The sequence below is a fragment of the Bacteroidota bacterium genome, from assembly GCA_016194975.1.
Taxonomy (GTDB): domain Bacteria; phylum Bacteroidota; class Bacteroidia; order Palsa-965; family Palsa-965.
This window is the reverse complement of sequence record JACQAM010000001.1, coordinates 77,824-95,033: the sequence shown is the minus strand read 5'-3', so window position 1 is coordinate 95,033 and position 17,210 is coordinate 77,824. Positions and strand designations below refer to the sequence as shown.

17 protein-coding genes are annotated in these 17,210 nt (G+C 43.7%); 5 read left to right on the top strand and 12 right to left on the bottom strand.

Going from position 1 to position 17,210, the window contains the following annotated elements:
• Positions 1-72 precede the first annotated feature (72 nt).
• Positions 73-498 (top strand): IS200/IS605 family transposase, encoded by a 426-nt coding sequence (gene tnpA, locus HY064_00510; protein ID MBI3509115.1) that lies wholly within the window; start codon positions 73-75, stop codon positions 496-498.
• Positions 499-571: 73 nt separating this feature from the next.
• On the opposite strand, the gene HY064_00505 is transcribed toward tnpA, so the two are convergent.
• Positions 572-1,711: an acyl-CoA/acyl-ACP dehydrogenase gene (locus HY064_00505; protein ID MBI3509114.1), complete on the bottom strand. Its 1,140-nt coding sequence runs from the start codon at positions 1,709-1,711 to the stop codon at positions 572-574.
• Between the two features lie 150 nt (positions 1,712-1,861).
• Here HY064_00505 and HY064_00500 point away from each other — a divergent pair, with 150 nt between their 5' ends.
• Positions 1,862-2,902: a hypothetical protein gene (locus tag HY064_00500; protein ID MBI3509113.1), complete on the top strand. Its 1,041-nt coding sequence runs from the start codon at positions 1,862-1,864 to the stop codon at positions 2,900-2,902.
• A gap of 213 nt (positions 2,903-3,115) precedes the next feature.
• Here the strand turns inward: HY064_00500 and HY064_00495 are convergent, their stop codons facing one another.
• From HY064_00495 to HY064_00485, 3 genes are read right to left on the bottom strand one after another with little or no spacing between them, the layout of a single operon-like run.
• On the bottom strand, positions 3,116-4,600 hold the full coding sequence (locus tag HY064_00495) for an amino acid adenylation domain-containing protein (protein ID MBI3509112.1): 1,485 nt from the start codon (positions 4,598-4,600) through the stop codon (positions 3,116-3,118).
• Complete coding sequence (locus HY064_00490; protein ID MBI3509111.1) at positions 4,597-4,854, bottom strand: acyl carrier protein; 258 nt, start codon at positions 4,852-4,854, stop codon at positions 4,597-4,599. The genes HY064_00495 and HY064_00490 overlap by 4 nt, the downstream gene beginning before the upstream one ends.
• Before the next feature lie 3 nt (positions 4,855-4,857).
• Positions 4,858-7,308: a hypothetical protein gene (locus HY064_00485; protein ID MBI3509110.1), complete on the bottom strand. Its 2,451-nt coding sequence runs from the start codon at positions 7,306-7,308 to the stop codon at positions 4,858-4,860.
• 33 nt (positions 7,309-7,341) lie between these two features.
• Between HY064_00485 and HY064_00480 the strand changes: the two genes are divergently transcribed.
• Entirely contained in the window at positions 7,342-8,436 is a 1,095-nt protein-coding gene (locus HY064_00480; GenBank protein ID MBI3509109.1) for a hypothetical protein, read from the top strand.
• 180 nt (positions 8,437-8,616) lie between these two features.
• On the opposite strand, the gene HY064_00475 is transcribed toward HY064_00480, so the two are convergent.
• Positions 8,617-9,405 carry a sulfotransferase domain-containing protein gene (locus HY064_00475; GenBank protein ID MBI3509108.1) on the bottom strand — a complete coding sequence of 263 codons (789 nt, stop codon included), beginning with the start codon at positions 9,403-9,405 and terminating at the stop codon, positions 8,617-8,619.
• 200 nt (positions 9,406-9,605) lie between these two features.
• Between HY064_00475 and HY064_00470 the strand changes: the two genes are divergently transcribed.
• Positions 9,606-10,544, top strand: coding sequence for a hypothetical protein (locus HY064_00470; GenBank protein ID MBI3509107.1), 939 nt, complete (start codon positions 9,606-9,608; stop codon positions 10,542-10,544).
• Positions 10,545-10,812: 268 nt separating this feature from the next.
• On the opposite strand, the gene HY064_00465 is transcribed toward HY064_00470, so the two are convergent.
• Genes HY064_00465 through HY064_00455 form a run of 3 tightly spaced genes read right to left on the bottom strand, consistent with a single transcriptional unit; the run spans position 10,813 to position 13,009 of the window.
• Positions 10,813-11,625 carry a sulfotransferase family 2 domain-containing protein gene (locus HY064_00465; GenBank protein MBI3509106.1) on the bottom strand — a complete coding sequence of 271 codons (813 nt, stop codon included), beginning with the start codon at positions 11,623-11,625 and terminating at the stop codon, positions 10,813-10,815.
• Complete coding sequence (locus HY064_00460) at positions 11,622-12,362, bottom strand: aspartyl/asparaginyl beta-hydroxylase domain-containing protein (protein MBI3509105.1); 741 nt, start codon at positions 12,360-12,362, stop codon at positions 11,622-11,624. Before HY064_00460 ends, HY064_00465 begins: the two co-directional genes overlap by 4 nt.
• Complete coding sequence (locus HY064_00455) at positions 12,359-13,009, bottom strand: GNAT family N-acetyltransferase (GenBank protein ID MBI3509104.1); 651 nt, start codon at positions 13,007-13,009, stop codon at positions 12,359-12,361. Before HY064_00455 ends, HY064_00460 begins: the two co-directional genes overlap by 4 nt.
• 338 nt (positions 13,010-13,347) lie before the next feature.
• On the opposite strand from HY064_00455, the gene HY064_00450 reads away from it, so the two are divergent.
• Positions 13,348-14,175, top strand: coding sequence for a sulfotransferase domain-containing protein (locus tag HY064_00450; GenBank protein ID MBI3509103.1), 828 nt, complete (start codon positions 13,348-13,350; stop codon positions 14,173-14,175).
• A gap of 27 nt (positions 14,176-14,202) precedes the next feature.
• Here HY064_00450 and HY064_00445 read toward each other — a convergent pair whose 3' ends face one another.
• Genes HY064_00445 through HY064_00430 form a run of 4 tightly spaced genes read right to left on the bottom strand, consistent with a single transcriptional unit; the run spans position 14,203 to position 17,183 of the window.
• Positions 14,203-15,123: a glycosyltransferase family 2 protein gene (locus HY064_00445; GenBank protein ID MBI3509102.1), complete on the bottom strand. Its 921-nt coding sequence runs from the start codon at positions 15,121-15,123 to the stop codon at positions 14,203-14,205.
• Complete coding sequence (locus tag HY064_00440) at positions 15,120-15,869, bottom strand: SDR family oxidoreductase (GenBank protein ID MBI3509101.1); 750 nt, start codon at positions 15,867-15,869, stop codon at positions 15,120-15,122. Before HY064_00440 ends, HY064_00445 begins: the two co-directional genes overlap by 4 nt.
• Positions 15,870-15,898: 29 nt before the next feature.
• Entirely contained in the window at positions 15,899-16,948 is a 1,050-nt protein-coding gene (locus HY064_00435) for a ketoacyl-ACP synthase III (GenBank protein MBI3509100.1), read from the bottom strand.
• A 1-nt stretch (position 16,949) separates the two neighbouring features.
• A complete protein-coding gene (locus tag HY064_00430; GenBank protein ID MBI3509099.1) occupies positions 16,950-17,183 on the bottom strand; it encodes an acyl carrier protein in 234 nt (77 codons plus the stop codon).
• Positions 17,184-17,210: the final 27 nt, after the last annotated feature.

The window sequence follows — 17,210 nt, the reverse complement described above, 5'->3', positions numbered from 1 at the left end:
TTTAGTTTAACTCGGAAACCCACCTGCTTTGCAGGTGGTAATGTTCTGTTGGCTTTGCCGTAAATTTAGGGCATGAGCAAATACCGGAAGCAATCTCACGTGGTTTACAAGTGTGATTACCATATCGTGTGGGTTCCAAAGTACAGATTCAAAGTTTTGGCAGGTGCGATAAAAGAACTTGTTGATCGTGATATTCGAATGATTTGTGAATGGAAAAACTGTGATGTTGAAGAACTGAATGTTCAGCTTGATCATGTTCATTTGATGGTATCCGTTCCTCCCAAAGTGTCCATTTCTGAATTGATGGGAACTTTAAAAGGCAAACTTGCAATAAAGCTCTTCAAGAGTTATCCTGCGCTTAAGAAGAAACCATACTGGGGAAATCATGGATTGAACGAGGATGTGATTCGTCGCTACGTAAAATATCAGGAAGAGGAAGAACGAAAAGAAGAGAAACAGAATAAAGATTTTGGACTCTTTGAGTCCACTGGTTTATGAAATCCACCTGCTTTGCAGGTGGTCGTTTAAAATCTCAAATTTCCCCTCTGCGGCAGGCCTGCAAATCCTGAATTTACAATCTCCCCGCGATTAATTCCCTTAGCACATCATTCGCCCCGGAATAAATTGTTGCCGCCTGTGCACCTGCTAAAGCGCGATAAATATTTTCATTCGAGTCGTGCAATCCCGCTGCTCCGTCGAGGCGAATGGCGGTTCGCGCAACAACATCAAGTGCTTCACTGCTTAAAATTTTCGCTCTTGCCGCAGCAACTGTCGCATCTTTTCCTTTATCAATTTCACTCAACGCTTTGTAGGCGAGCATGCGCGCAACTTCAGCATGCACGTGCATATCCGCAATATGAAACTGTACGGCTTGTAGCTCTGAAAGTTTTCCCTGTTTGGTTTCTTTGCGTTTTGCATTCTCTACTGCATGTGTGCAGATCATATCCATCGTTCCGCAATGCATCAATGCAAAACAGGCGCGTTCCCAGTTCATGGATTGATGAAAGATCATAGCGCCGGCACCTTTTTTACCAATGAGATTTTCTTGTGGAACAAAAACATCTTCGAGAAAAACAGTTCCCATATTTGTATTCGCATAAGCGCCATCGAGGTCGAGACGATCGACATGCAGATTTTCCGAATGAGCAGGAATATAAAAACAGGAAACGCCGCCGAAGAATCCTTTTTCTTCATCGGTGAGTGCGTAAATAATGAATCCGCCGGCGATGGGAGAATTGGTGATGAAATGTTTTTGGCCATGAAGCAGGTATCCGTTCTCCGTTTTCTTCGCAGTTGTTTTCATATTGAACGGATCGCTGCCGGAGCGCTCCTCCGTCATTCCATTAGCAAGCAATAATTCGCCGGAAATAATTTGCGGAAATAATTTTTTCTGAAGTTCAGCAGAAATATTTTTCACCAGCGGCATCACGCACGCGAGCAAGTGCGCGCCAAGAGAAAAAATAAATCCGGGATCGCATTTTGCAAACGCAAGCCCTTCAAGTGATAAAGCGGTTTCCATTGCAGAAAATCCGGGTCCGCCGGAAGTTTTCGGGATCACCGCACCGGCAAGATCATACTTCGAAAAAATCCTGTGGTCAGAAATCTGATACTTGCGATCAGGACGGGAGCGTTGTGCTTTTATGAGCAGCAGCGCGAGATCAGAAGCATTCTTCTTTATCGCTTTTTCGTTTTCGCCCAGTTCAAAATTCATGGTCTGCGTTTATTCAACTTTGTTTTCCTTCTCACTGAATAGTCAGCCTCTAAGACATAAAGAAAATCGTACCATTAAACCACCCTGCTTTTCTAATGTGAAGATAGTCGTTCTGAGAAATTAGCGTAAATTTAACTATCGGATTCCCCAATGAAAAAATTTTCTTTCAGCATTTTATTTTTAGTGCCATTATTGCTTCCTGCCCAGCTCAATCACCTGCGGCCGGGAATGTCGCTGGAAGAAACGCGTAAATATTTTCCGGCCATGCGATCTGATTTTGTGGGAATGACATCCTGGGTTTATGGCGACGACAGCATTAACGGAATTCCGGGAAAAGCAACGTGGGTCATCACGCGCGACACACTTCGTTCGTATCAATTCAATAGTCACGATGTTCTGGGCCCATGCATTGTTCCTGAAAATAAAGACACTCTCAATGCGAATTTGCTGGTGAAAAAAGCAAATGAACTCGGAATCATGTACACGCGCATGTACGGGAAAGCGAGCCAGGGTGGAAAAGAAGAGAACAAGCAATATCTTTTTTACGGGCGATGGGAAGGATCGGGCGATCATCTTACCGTTTCGGTAGAGCGCCCTATTCTTGCCAATGTGCGAGAGGAAGTAAACGGACCGAATACTACCTGGAAAGGCCACTGTGCAAATTGTTGCTATTACAAATTAGTAGTGCGGGCCGAAGGAAAAGGAAAATTGCTTGGCGAAAAATTCGGTATTGGCTCTCCAAAAAATAAATTCAAAAAAGATCATCCGAAACAAGCGTCGCAGGTCAAAGATTTTACTGACAACTGGGTGATGAATGATTCGCTCAACACAAATTACGGGAATTGGAAATTCAGTTTTACCAATGGAAAATTATCGGCATTCACACTCGATGTTTATGATGGAGAAATGTATAAACACAAAACGGAAGAGGCGTATGAAGTGCTGCTGAAACGCGCAAAGACATTGACCAGGGAAGGAAAAAAATCTTTCGGTAAACCGGATAACGTTACCACGTTGCCCGATAAATATCCGGAACACGATATTCACCTTTATTATTCGCGTGTGGATTACGAAGCGAAGTGGATGCTGAGCGATACTTCTGTCGTGGTGCGGTTGTCAGAAACAGGAGGGGGCCAATCGGGCCCGCCGGTTTTTCACCTGGAAGTTTTGTATCCTGTACTTCCGAAATAAAAAAATCCGGCCCGCAAGACTGCTTCTCCCGAATAAATTCGGGAGAAGCAGTGACCAACGCACTTTTTTTAGGGATATCATCTTCAACCGATATTTTTATAAGGGCATCTCTAATAACTTCGAACTGCAGCGTTGGGCTACGTCCTCAAAATCCTCATTTACGAATAGTAAATTCCGGTTTTTCGGACTTGCCCGCCTTGCATTTCTGTGTTTTTAGAGATGCCCATAATCAATTTTTCCGCTACTCGTTTTCGGAAGTGTGTTCATGAAAACGATTTTATCGGGGATCATATAGGCGGGAAGTTGTTGTGCGCAGAATTGTTTCACCTCCATGAAAGAAGATTTTTTTTCATTCTCTGTCACGATGTAAGCGGCGAGGATATTCATTCCGTCATTACCGGGTTCTCCTTTCACTGCACATTCGATCACACTATTCATCGAACAGATAATATTCTCTATTTCGCCCGGCTCTACGCGGTAACCGCGGCGCTTGATCATGCGGTCGAGGCGCCCCGTAAAAACGAAATTTCCAGCGGCATCTTTTTCAACACGATCTCCGGTGTGATAATATATTTTTCCGTCGATGTTCACAAAAACCGTTTCACTGAGATCATTTCTCTTCCAGTAACCCTTCGCTACATTGGGGCCGGAGATGAGCAATTCCATTTCTTCTGAAATTTTATGATCGAGTTGATTGCATATTTTTCCAATAGGCCAGGGTTCTGTTCTTTTCGTATCGACAGGGCGCGGAATTTCAAAATGAGAACAGACGTTGGTTTCCGTTGGCCCGTAGAGGTTGAAAAATTTCGCGCGGTTCCAGGTGTTCATCAACTGGTGAAGAATTTTAACCGGAAAAATTTCTCCGGCAAAAAGTACGAGACGCATTTTCGAATGATCATTACGCTGCAGATCGCCGAAATTCACAAGCGTTCCCAATAAACTCGGCGTTGCATAAGTAACGGTGATCCGTTCCTGCGCAAGCAGTAAAGAAAGCATTTTCGCATTTTTGATGATGCGGTGATCGAAGAGCGAAATTCTTCCACCGGCTGATAATGCGGTCCAGATATCGAAAGTGGAAAGATCGAAGTGAAGCGGTGCGATGGAAGAAAAATGATCGTGTTCATTCACATTGAAAGTTTCCAGCCCCCATTGAACGAATGAAGAAATATTTTCATCGGAAAGGCAAACTCCTTTCGGAAGGCCGGTTGAACCGGAAGTATAAAGGATGGCTGCAATATTATCTTCCGGTGAATGATCCCCGGCAGGAAGAAAAGTGACGGACGCATTCACGCTGCTAATTTTTCCCGACGACATGAATTGTTGCCGGCAGGGAGTTTCCGCCGGGAAATAGTCCGGGTGTGCAACGAGCGCGTGCGGATCTGCATCACGCAGGAGTAATTTTATTCTTTCGGCGGGCAATTCAGGGTCAATGGGAATGCAGGTTGTGTTGGAATACAAACAGGCGATCATAGTAACCACCGCGTCTATCGATTTGGGAATGATCATCGCCACTCTTTTGCCCGGTCCAATGCTATGGGTGGCCAGAAAAGTTGCGAATGACTCTGCAGCGAGCGAAAGATCGTTATAGGAAATAGTTCTCCCCGAGGAATTATAGAGAGCAGGTTCGGACAGGGCGGTATGTTCCGGAAATTTTACTGCGGAAAGGCGGATACGTTCTTTCAGCGAAGGATAGCTCACTTCATTTTCGATTGAACGAATTTTGTCATTTGCGAAATGGTATCCAGGTTATCCTGGTCCACTTCGTGCGCTTCGAATTCAATTTTAAAATGTTCCTCGAGATGGCTTACGAGTTTCAATGCGACGATGGAATCCATCAATCGTGAACTGATGAGTTTTGTATCGTCTTTGAGTTCGCCCTTGTCATTTCCCTGGAAAACATTTTCCGTAATGAAGGTGCGGATCACATTCCTGATTTCGTTTTCGTTGCTCATGTCTTAATGTATTTCGTTCACCCGAAAGATAGGATAAAGTTCTGAAAAAAGTTTTTCCGCAATGAGCTGATGAGCCGCTGCATTCGGATGCGTAGGATCATCAACAAGTTTCCAGCGCTGGAGATCATCGGAGAAAATGCCATGGAGGGACATGAATGAGTAGCGTGGAGGCGCGCCCCATTGTGCAGGATCAGTTGCGAACTTCATGTAGAAATCAGATTCAGATTCTTCATCGGAGAGCATTGACGGGAGATAAACGACCAGAAGACGTGCATTCATTTTTTTTGCATCAGATGAAATTTCTTTCAGCGACCATTCCGAAATTTCATCGTCGAACGGTTCAAAACGGTTTTTAAGTTCCGCACTTCCCATTGACTGGCGCGCGCCTGCTTTATTTCTCACCTCGTTCAACTCGGGATAAATGAGATCGTACCCGCTGTGAACAAGATTCGCCATATAATCATCATTCCGCGAGCGATCTTCCGGGTGAACAAAATACAGGATGAGATCGGGAGAAAATTGTTTCACTTTATTTTCCATTACCCAAACCTGCTGGGGAGGATGATAACCGCCTACCGCAAAATTCAATACTTCATAATTCATTGTTTGGAAAGAATCATTCAGCATTTTCTCCAGTACAGTTTCGAACACATTTTTTTGCCGGACACCGCTTCCCATTTCATACGATGCGCCGAGAATTGCAATGCGGTAAGTATTGGCGGGTTTCTCCGGCGAATAATCTTTATCCCGCATTCCCCAGCGATTCGAAGTTATTTTCCACGTTCCAAGATCGGTGATATGATTCGGAATGATCTCGCGCATGAGCATGTCGTGCCTGCGCGAACACGAAGATTCAAATCCCGATTTGGGAGTTGGCGCTTCCAATGTCATTTCCCACGGACGACGGCCGCTTCCATCGGACGCCAGCATTTTATCGTAATAATTTTCAGTAGCATTTTCGCGTTCATCGAGATTCATCTGGTCGCGGCGAATGTCTTCTGCGAAATTTATTCCCGGAATATAAAAGGGATAACGTGGTGGAGATTTGAAAGTAATTGCGAGAAGAATTCCTGCGGCGATCAGTGTTACCGGCCATTTTTCCATTGGAGAAAAAAGTTTTTCAGAAACCAATGGAAATTTTGTATTCACATACGAAATGACAATTCCTGCCAGGATGATTAGCGCTACAGGTAAAATTATTTTTCCATTTCCGGCGTGGCCGAATTGCTGAAGAAGATAAAGCCAATCGGGCAGCGTGGCGCTGTTCCATAATGACCAGAGTAAACTCATAAAAAGATACATGCCGGTTATCCGCAGCACATTCACCAACGGATTTATTTTTTTATGCGCCGCAGAATTTTTCCGGTCCTGGACTGCGAGCCCGATGGAAATAAAAATTCCCAGAACGGTCCAGTAAATGATCCCGGTGTTCTGGATCTTCACCGTTCCCTGCAGCCAGAACCATTGCCAGCCATGAAGAATTCCTGTGATGAGAAAAACCACAAGCGAAGAAATAAGAACCGGTTTTTTTATTTTTTTTCTCAGGCGGAAATAAACCGGGTAATAAAAAAGTTTCATCACATATTCTCTCCAGTAAATATTTATTCTTCTCCAGATATCGGCGGGGCTGTTTACAAGAAAAACATTATTGAAAATGGGAGGAAGATCGAACCCGAGAATGCCGAGATAACCTACCGCGATCCACATCATGCCGAGCATGTGAAGAATGGCGAGATAACTGCTGAGCACGTAAAGCAAAGCGAGATCGGCATTGTGTACCACGGAAAGCGGCGGCGTAACCACGTTGTGAACGTAACGGTAAATGAGCAGTTGGATCACACCGAGCAGCATTCTCGACATTCCTTTCCTGATCACTATTTCATTGTTCGTGTTGCTGCGGATAAAAGTTTTGTAATCGATGATCGGGAAAAGCGGGAAAGCAAGATTCGGCAGCAGGAAGAGGTAAGCGAAATTCTTTACAAACGAATTTTCAGGTTTGGTGAATTTCATTTCATAAAGCATCACCAGTAAGCGGAACATGAGAAAAGATCCGGCAACAGGAATAATGAAAGGAACCAGCGGTGTGCGGATTATTCCTATTCGTAAAACGCAAAGCCCGGCAATGAAGATCAATGACAATGTGATCTTGATTCCCGGCGATGCGGACGAAGAAACAAATGCAGAAAATAAGAACAGGAGCAGGATGAGCGCCGTTGCGTTCGAAAAATCGAGAATGAAATACGCGCCTGCGCACGATGCCGCGCACAGGAAATACATGCGCGCATTCACCGGCAACCAGAAGTTGATCAGAGCAACAGGAAAAAGAAGAAGCAGCAATGAAGGAAGAGGGCTGGAAGATTCGAGATGAAAACGAAGCAGGAGAAAATACAGGAGCGCGCAACCGGCAGCCAGTGCGAGAAAAGTAAAAATCTTTTTTCCTGTTTTTTCTTCCATCTGAATTGCCCGAAAAATACATTATCTTTCATAATGGAAATCAAAATTCGCATAAGAGTATTCATCTTTTTATTGTTCATTATTCCTTTTGCTTTGCGCGCACAGCTGGACAGGATAAAGCCGGGCATGACAAAAAAAGATTTTCTCGATGAATTTCCGCAGGCAAAACCCGATGCTGAATTTCTGAATCACTGGTTTGAAATAGAAGACACGCTCGCAAATGTGCACGGAACTGCGATTTATCAAATGGAGAATGATACCGTTCGGAGTTTTCAGTTCCAATCCGGCAATCACGCAGGTCCTTCTCCTGAATTTCCAAAAGCAGACAGCACGGAACTTTCGAATATTCTGAAATCGGCGCGGATTGTTTGTAAAAGGAATATTGTTCTTTTCGGAAATCCCACGAAGATGATCGTCAATTCTTTCATGACGCCAGATACGGCCTGGACAACGGATATTTTTTATGCAGAATGGGAAACAGGTGATCACGATGTGTCTATGGAAATTTCACGCGAGGGAAAAAAGATCGATCTGCCACGGGAAAACCGGGAAATGAATGCGAATTATGATGCGCACAAAGAAAAACCAACAAGCGCCAATTATACTTTTTTAGTTACTGCGAAGGGAAAAAATAAGCAGCTTGAAAAAAAATACTGTGTTGAAAATACTTCTGCTGAATTGAAAGTGAATAGACCGGCGCTTAAGGATGATATCGAAAAAGAAATAATTCCCGGAAAAATGATTTATTCATTTACCGATTCACTTAAGAACCGCGAGGGAAACTGGAATTTTGTTTTTAAAAATGAGCAGCTCGATCAGTTCAGTTATGCGCTATATGCGGGCACACTTTACGCGGGGCCCGATGACGATGTGCTGATTCCGCGGGCGAAAGAGTTGGAGGCCGAAGCAGAAAAAAATTACGGTAAGCCGGATTCTGTGATTACGAATCCTTCTCCTTTCGGAAGAAAAGATGTGAATACGAATTGCTGGTGGTGCGATTTTCCGAGGTACGAAGCTTACTGGCATTACGGAAATAAAAAGATGAATTTAAAACTGACCGAGGTGGTGAAAGGAAAAGAACCGGAACATTATTTGTTGGAAGTGAATTTCAATAAGCCGGAGGATTGATTGAAAAATCGGTAGTGACTCAGTTTGGGTTTCAACAAAATTTTCTTTGTGAAACCTGGAGCCATCGTGGCCTCGGTTATTTCGTGGACAACAAAGTGATTTTTCAAATGGAGAATATATTCAAGGCCACAAAGTCACAAAGAAGTGTCAGAATTTTCAAATTGGTACACTACCGATTTTTCAGTAGCCGAGTTTTTTCCATAGTGCGGGAAATGAATCGGTAATTGTTTTTGCTTCAGCTTCTGGAAGAAAACATTTCCACCCGCCGCTTTTCCCTTCACGAAAAAAATATTTTCCGCTTCTATCGCGGAATTCACTGCCGGATTTTTCTTCTTTTTCTTTCAGTGCAGAAAATTCACTCGTAGCGATCGCTTCCGCAACCGTGCGTTTGGGTTTTATGGCCGCGAATGAAATAATTCTTTCCATTTCATTTTTTGTGTCAGCGAGCAAATCTTCATATTTCACAAGGAGAATTTTTTTCGGATTTTTTTCTGAGAATGCCAATGCTTTTTCCACATGCTCATTCCATTTTCCGAATGGATGAAGTGAATCGATCGCGTTTAAGTAATCTAAAATTTCTCCTTTGAATTCGCCGAGCGCTTTGTGGTAATGAAAAAAAGAAACGAAAACATCGCGGTAATCGCGCACCATGTAAATGCATTTCGGAAAAAGATCGAAGTAAGCGTCGTGCGATTTGATGAAGCGGGGAGACGAAAGTGAATTCACTTTTTCATTCGCCGAATAAATATCAGGAACAATGGAATCGATATTCCGGAAACTGATCTCTTTTTCACCGCTGATGAGATTCGCAATGAGAAAACGCATCCACGTGTTGCCCGATTTAGGAAACGAAACAATGAACGTGTCGTCTTTCCTGATCTCATCGATAGCCAAACGGAAAGCGCCTTCATCGAAAAGGCCGAGCTTCACTTTTATCCAGCGGAAATATTGTTTTGCCGTGCGGGGCATGGTGTGAAAATACGAATAGAATGGAGAATGGAAGAATGGAGTTAGTTATTATTGGCCGGGAACTTGTTGCATGAAAATTTCTTTGCGCCTTCGCGGTTAAATGAAGAAATTGCACAGGAAAATCGGAACTATCCGTTCTACCGGGAGTTTTCCCGGATGCGGGAATAATTCTCAGTTGTAAAAATTATCTTTACAGAACAATGCCCACCTTCACTCACCTCATTAATCCCTTCACTGCACCTGCGGGTAGTGAGCACGCGCTCATGCAGCCGATCACGTTCGCATCCATACTGCGCGCGAAAAAGGAAATCGGGGAAAAAGTAAAAGTTGAGTTGTGCGCGGTGACGTACGCGAGAGAAGAAAAAAATATTCCGGCAGAATTCCACGTTCTCCCGAATTTGCTGCGATCACTTCCCGATCTGGGCGTGAGCGGAAGAAAACTTCCATTGCTTGGAGAAATTCTTGCACGCGCGAAAGAACATTCGCAAAGTGATTATATCATTTACACGAACATCGATATTTGCCTCATGCCGGGATTTTATTTTTTCTGCAATGCGATGGCGGAAAAGGGACTCGATGCTTTCGTGATCAACCGCCGGAGAATTCCGAAAAAATTTTCTTCGCCCGATCAACTCGAAATGATGTACGCCGAAGCAGGAGAAATGCATACCGGTTATGACACGTTTGTTTTTAAAAGATCACTGCTTGATAAATTTGTTCTTGAAAATATTGCGGTCGGTGTTCCTTACCACGACACGGTACTCATTCACAATTTGTATGCGTTCGCAGAAAATTTCCGGCTATTCACGAAGAAACATCTCACCTTTCATATAGGAATGGAACTGGTAAAGGAATGGGGCAATGACGCTCAGTATCGCCACAACAGGAAAGAACTGAAAACTGTTCTGAAAGAATTATACCCGCATTTTAAAATTGAAAATTTTCCCGGCGCTTCACTTCCGTTTTTCAAACGTCATTTTAAATGGCTGATGAATCCTACATTTCATTACCCGACCCTGTTCAAACTCGATCTTTCTCAACTCAGTCATAAGCGCAGAAAATATCCTGTCGATGGAACTGAGCAGCAGCGTTATTTGAACCGGATGATAAGGAGAGTGAATTTTCCGGAAGAGGAGTAGAAGCAGGAAGCAGTGAAAAGAAAACCGATGAATAAAAGCGTTGGAAAATATTAAGGGTAGAATTCATTGATGGAAAAGAAAAATAAACAAAAGCTATCGCGAGGGCTTCGGAAGGGCTGATTATGCGTTCGCCACGCATTGTGAGGCCTTCGTACAATTCGTTTGTTCGTACTTCGTCCATTTCGTAGTTCGTACAGTAAACGGCAAAGTCGCAGGTCACAAACAGTAAACCGAAAATCCAAAATCAACAATCTAAAATCAACAATTTTCACTCCCCTCTTACCTTCGGAAAAAACGGAATCGCATTGATGAGTTTGGTGAAGCGCAGATTTCTCCTGCGGAATTTTTCAACGCGCTCTTTAAAATCATTTCCTTCTTCACGCAGCGTCGCTTCCATTTTCTGATTGATGATCTCGAATAATTTCTGATCGATGCGGTTGTATTCGATCACCGAATCGAGCGTTGTTTTATCGAGATCGGCCACGCGCACTCGATTCTTTGAAATTTGTTGCCGGCGATACCAGGGAAATTTCCAGTGGTAATGTTCCGCGATCAGCAAAAGCGTTTCATCAAATTTATTCTGGAGTCCCACCACGGAAAAATGTTTTTCAATATTGTCGAGCGCTTTCTGCAATGTGTTTTCATTTACACTTCCATAGGGAATCCGCAAATCACCGCTGATCATTCTCGTTTGTAAATTATCGACGTAAAGCAGGTCGCCGCTGTCCATGAGTTGCTTCAGCGAATATTTTTTTTCCGCCATTTGTTTTGCAAAATGATGTTGCGGTGTACGCAGTACCTGGTAGTAATGCGAAATGGTGCGGTCAATGGGTTCGCGCAATAAAGTGAAGTACTCGTAATTTTTTCCGTCGATGAATTCGTGTGCGCCGAATGGAACATGGCCGGTAAGAATTTTCACCGATTCTTTTTTTCTTCCTTCGAGTGTTTCCAATTTTTCCGGCCAGCGGATGGCATTGATCGTGAGTATATTTTTTTTCGGATAATTCCGCGCCATCACGGTGTGCAGGGTGGTGCCCGCCGTTTTCGGAATGTGAAGAAAAATAATTTTATCCGGATTCATTTCAATTTCGATTTGTAATAACGCCGTATCATTCCGCGGATCTTCCCCGGCAATTTACGCACCCATTTTTTTCTTCCTTCAAGTTCCTGCAATTTTAAAAGTGAAAGTACATTCGCAGCAACGTCATTTCGTTTATCCAGAAATCGCGGCAACAACACATCGATAATGAGAATGAATCGTGCTTCGTCAGTTTCATTCCACGCGGTGTGTTCGTAGGCATCGCAGAAAATGATCCATTCTCCTTCTTTCCACGATCGCGATTCCTCTTTCACTTTCAATCCGCATTGCGGAAGTTGCGCCGGAATTTTCAAACCGAGGTGACAGCGCGCCACCGTGTTCGTGTCGCCCAGGTGCGGGTGAATGCGCGTGTGCGGAGCGAGGTGGCTGAGTCCTGCAGTGAGCAAACCGGGTATTCCCGAAAGAAACCGGTTCAGTTGCGGGCATGCCGTGCAGTTTTCAGATACGCGTTGTCCCCAGAAAAAAAATTTCACCACTTCCCATTTTCCGCCTTCATTCACGAGCCCTTTATTGAAATAAGGTTCCAGCGAATTTGTTTTCTGCATCATCAGGATTTCAATTTCCTGGCGGATCGCTGCGTAATTTTTTCTTCCTTCTTCGAGCCAGGCCCAACCGGTTTCATCGAAAAAAGAGGGAAGTGCACCGGAATATTTTCCACCGTGATAGGAATACCACGGTTTTATTTCCACTCCTGAATCTTTTTCCCAAATAGCTTTCATCCGATTTTCAATTGAAGCCGCCGCCTGCTTTCCGCAGGAAGAGAGTCGTAAATTGCAATAATTTTTTCAGAGGAAGGATGATGCGGATCATTCAATGTTCCAAGAAAAACATCGCCGTACATTTTCACGAATGATTCGCGGAAGCGCGCCGATTTTTTTTCATAATTACTTTTCTCCAGTACATAACGCTGGTTCTTTTCATTTTCCTGTCCGCGAAGAATTTCATAACCGAGATTGCGGTTGAAGGCAATGGCCGGATAATTGTCGCGGACAATTTTCACGAATGTTCTTTCAAATCCCGTAAGGAAAGAAAGATCAGTGAGCACGAGTGAAGCCGCGAGCGGGACAGGAGTTTCCATGTATTTTTCATTCCAGATAAAAATCCCGCCGTTGCCGGTTTCTTTTTTTTCCCAGTCGATCTGCGCACCGTAAATGAGCCCGCATTTTTCTTCTTTGAATTCGATGATGAAATAATTATTGAATTCGTTGTCAATGGAGGCGAACCATTTTTCCTGCATTTTCACTGTGATCTCTTCCTGGTATTCCATGAAACGTTTTATGTTTTCCGAATTGCGGTGAATGCGCACCAGTTCAATGTCGTCGTGTGTGAGGCGAACCAAACGAATTCCGAATCCATCGATGATCATGGGACTAAGGTACGGGTTGGTTATTGGTTAGTGGTTATTGCGGTATTGGTATTTTAGGTGAAGTAAGTTAGAGGCTGTTTAAAATTCATTTTTTGGAATTGTTATGCGCCATTTTTGTTCAGCCGAGGCGCATTTTGCAGGCCATAGTGGAGCGACTACGGCCAAGAAATGCAACGAAGGATGGACAAAAATGGTGCATAACAAAACAGAAGGATGAAATTTAAACAGCCTCTTAAACAATACAATTGACCAATGGCAGCGATGACCACATAGAAAATTAAAATGTCTTTGCTGCAAAAGAATTTATCCTAAGCCGGTATTCCCGATATTTGAACCCGATGCCTGTCTTCTTCATTAAAATAAAATTGCAACTGAAAGGATTTTTACTCCGTTTGTTTTTTTTCAAAGTGGAGCAGGATCTTCTGAGAGGGAAACTGCACACGCAGAGCAACCGTCCTTCTTTTATTTTTTTTACGGTGCATAAAGCGGCGTCTTCTTTGCTTTCACAGCGGCTCGCTCCTTTTTTCAGGAAAAATAATTACCGGGTGGCTGATCTCAGTTCTTATTTTGCAAAAACCGGATTGCAGCGCCGCGAAAGTTTTCTTGCGGATGAAGATCTGCGCGCACGGGTGTTTTCGGTGAATGGAATTTTTCATGTGGCATTCCGTTTCCCGTTCAGCATTCCGGTTTTCAGCGATGTGAAAATTCTTCTTGTGTTGCGTGACCCGCGTGATGTGTTGGTGTCACATTACTTCAGTACAAAATATTCTCATCCTGCGCTGAACTCCGATTTTTTTGCGCTGAAAGAAAAAGCAGGGTCACTTTCCATTGATGAATACGTGAAATATATTACGCCCGATTTCAAAAAAAGATTCCGCACCTATCTCACGTGGATCGGCAAACCAAATGTGTTGTTCATGAAATATGAAACGCTCATCAGCGATCCGCAGTCATTCGAGGATTCACTTTCTGTATTTGCCGATCTGCCGGTGGAAAAAGGAGAAATTGTAAGTGAAAAAGATTTTATGCAGGAAAAAGAAGACGTGCATGCGCACAAGCGTTACGTGCGCGCGGGCGATCATAAAAATAAATTGCAGAAGGAAACAATTGTGTGGCTCAATGGGGAATTTTCGGAAACGCTGGCGGCGCTGGGGTATGAGAATTGAAATTTGGGATTTGAAATTTATTTTTTCTCAGGCTACTTCATCGATTGACCACGCCGGCCTTCTGTTCTGCAACTGGTAAAGTTTGTTGAGATATTGCCCGATGATTCCCATGCAGAACATAAGCAAACTCGTTGCGAAAAGAACAGTGACGATCGTTGCGGTGAATCCCGGCTTGGAACCGAACATGAGTTTTAAATAAATGAAACGCACACCGAGAACAAACGTTACGATGGAAGAAAATAATCCTACCCAGGTCATGATCTTCAGCGGAACTGCAGTATAATTGATGACCACATCGAAATACATCGTTGTAAGTTTCAGAAACGTGTACCCCGATTTTCCTGCTTTGCGCGGATGGTGTTCCACTTCAACGGTAGAAAATTTCGTGGTGTACCAATGGAGAATTTCGTCAATAAAAAGTTGTGCCTGGTGGCGATGCGAGAGAATTTGTTCTGCAATATTTTTTTTCATCAGCCGGAAAGAACTTCCGAGTCCTGAATTTCCCACGGCGATCCTGGAGCTTTTCTGAACGAACGAACTCCCCGCATTGCGCATGGAACTGTGTTGTTTCGATTCGTAAATTCCATAGACCACGTCTGAATTTGTTTCTTCAAAACGCTGAATGAGTTTCGGAATTTCAGCAGGAGGATGTTGCAGATCATCATCCATCGTAAGCACGGCATCACCCGAAGCAAAGCTGAATCCGCAGACGATGGCGTTGTGCTGGCCGAAATTTTTTGAAAGGCGGATCCCTTTTATTTTTTCTGCATTCGCTTCTTTCAGCTTCAGGATATTTTCCCAACTGTGGTCACGGCTGCCATCGTCCACTAATATCAATTCATAATTCTGTTTTCCGGAAAGTGTTTTATCAATCTCCGAAAAAAGATCGTTCAGTGTTTCTTCACTGTTGTAAACGGGAATGACAATGGAAAGTAAATTGATTTTCATACGCCGAGGAGGAATCCTCCGTCCAAAGTAATATTTATTCCCGTCACCCATCGTGAAGCAGGAGAAAGGAGATAGATGGCGGCGTTGGCAACATCATCAGGCATTCCCACGCCGAGCGGATATTTTGCAACATGAGCATCCATCGTTTCTTTCGATGCATCTTTTTCCGCGTACGCATACAAAGGGGTTTTTACCATAGCTGGAGAAATGCAATTCGCGCGCACGCCCTGCGGGTACAACTCGAGTGCGAGCACTTTCATGAATGCTTCTGTTGCCGCTTTGGTACCGGCATAAAGCGCTCCGCCTTTGTGCGGATGTTGCGATGAAATGGAAGAAAGAAAAACAAGTGAAGCGTTGTTGTTTATTTTTTTTGCGCGGAGCAATGCTGCCATCAGCAGGACCGTCGATTCATAATTCAGATTAATTGTTTCGTCAATTTTTTTCTGGTCAATGAATTTCACTGGAAAAGGTTGAACACTTCCTGCGCAATGCACGAATCCGTCGAGTGCAGAAATTCCATTCACTAATTTTTCACGATCCGCAGGAGAAGTGAGATCAGCAGCAATAATCTGATGATCTTTTCCAGAGAGTAATTTCAATGTTTCATTCAGTTCTTTTTCATTTCTTCCGTTGAGGATCACGCTTGCTCCCATCTTTGAAATGGAAATACAGATTTGCCGGCCAATGCCGGAAGAAGCTCCGGTGACCAGTATTTTTTTTCCGTCGAGATGAAAAGGAGTAGTCATGATGATTCAACTAAGATATTCAATCGCGGTTAAACAAAAATCACTTCCGGGCAAATGATCTTTTCAGTTTCGAGATAAGCGGATGCCCATGAAAGTCCTACGCCGAATCCGCTGAGCACTATTTTTTTCGGAGAGCGAATATTTTCTTTGAGTCGAGTGGCAATCGTCAGTGGAATAGAAGCGGAACTCGTATTGCCGAAATCGTCAAGTGAATAGGGAACTTTCTCAATAGGAATTTTAAGTTTTTTGCGGATGGTTTCATTCATCAACCGGTTGGCCTGGTGAAGAATGAAAAAATCAACATCATCGGTTTTCATTCCTGCAAATTCAACTACGGCAGAAATATTCGGCGGAGCTTCGCGCACAGAAAAATTAAAAACATCGAGCCCGTTCAGCCATAGATTTCTGCGGTGACGCATAATTCCTTTTTCTTTTTCTTCCTTCACATACGTTTTTTCGCTGATCGGATTCCGCAATCCTCCATCGGGAATGATGATCGCTTCATATCCGCTTCCGTCGCTTTGTAAATTAAAAAATATTTTTTTCTGCAGATCAAATTCAATTGCAGTTGCCGTTCCTGCATCACCGAAAAGCGGCCAGGTACTTTTGTCTTCGGGTGTGATCGCGTGCGTGGAAATATCGCCGGCGAGCAGCAATGCTTTTCTGAATCCGCCGGTTGCCATCATGGAAGAAACTACGGAAAGTCCGTAAACATATCCGCTGCAGCCGAGATTGATGTCGAATGCGGCAGTAGTTTTACTCAGCCCCAGTTTATTCTGTAGAATGACAGATGATGCCGGAAGAAAATGGTCGGGCGACTGGGAAACAAAAACAAGAAGATCGATCCCGTCTTTATTCCAGTTCAATTCTGAAATAATTTTTTCTGCCGCAGCTTTGCAAAGATCCGATGTGGTAATTCCGGGCGGGGCAATGTGTCTTTGGTGAATACCAGTGGTTTTCACAAGCATATTCCGTTCCTGTTCTGAAATTTTTCCGTAATCAGAATTTTTTTCTGACGGAAAAGGAACTGCTGCAGCAATTCCCATGATGCGCGTTCCGCTCGTGGAGAACATCGCCATTTCAGTTACGGCTTTTGATAATGCTGTAAAGATCGCTCACTGTTTTGCATACGCGCAGATCTTCGCCGGTGAGTGTCACGTTGTATTCGGTTTCAGAAAGTGCAATGAGAACGAGCGCGTGCATGGAACTCCATTCGGGCAGGTCACGGTAATTCGTTTCGGGTTTCAATGTACCCGGCTGAATTCCGTCGATTTCCTTTTCAATCTTCCCGATAAAAATTTCAATACTATCCATTATCACTTGTAATTTTTCAAAAGTAAG